This is a genomic window from Alcanivorax sp. HI0083 (genome assembly GCF_001635175.1).
On record NZ_LWFX01000459.1, the window covers coordinates 1 to 515 of the forward strand.

The following is a 515-nucleotide window of genomic DNA, read 5'->3' on the forward strand; positions in this document are numbered from 1 at the left end:
GAATAACTCCTTGCATGCTCAGTCTTTCAGGCTGGCTCGCAATCTAGGCGCGATTTTGAAGGTGTCCCCTAACTGGGATCGAGATATGTCCATCCATCGAAAAAACGCAACGACGAGTGCGGGCCAGCCTGGAAGACCCGGAGGGCACGGCCTGAAGCGTACATCTGCTGCGCCTTGCCTCTAGGAAAGGGAACCACCCTGTCCGTCAAGACAAGACTCAACAGCTGCACGCTTCAGGCCACGCTGAGTACGCAAAGAGTTATTCAGAGGTTCCCTAGGCCGGACTGGCTGTGCCCGGCCAAGCATGGGCTAACTCAGTGTCATGGCGTCACCCTGGTCTTGCCAGAGCTGTTCCAGAGCACATATCTCATCACACAAGGCAGAGACCCGTGGCCCAAGGTGGGTACGGTCGCTGCCGGTCTTCAATGCTTCTTCGAGTTGCCGGGCGCTTTGTTCCAGGCGGGGAGTGCCGCAGTAGCGGGTCGCACCGTGGAGTTTGTGCACCCGCTCCAGCA

1 protein-coding gene is annotated in these 515 nt (G+C 58.4%); it reads right to left on the bottom strand.

Going from position 1 to position 515, the window contains the following annotated elements; translation table 11 throughout:
* Positions 1 to 309: 309 nt before the first annotated feature.
* Positions 310 to 515 (bottom strand): Hpt domain-containing protein (locus tag A3754_RS04700; protein ID WP_156496794.1); only part of this gene is annotated, 206 nt, incomplete at its 5' end.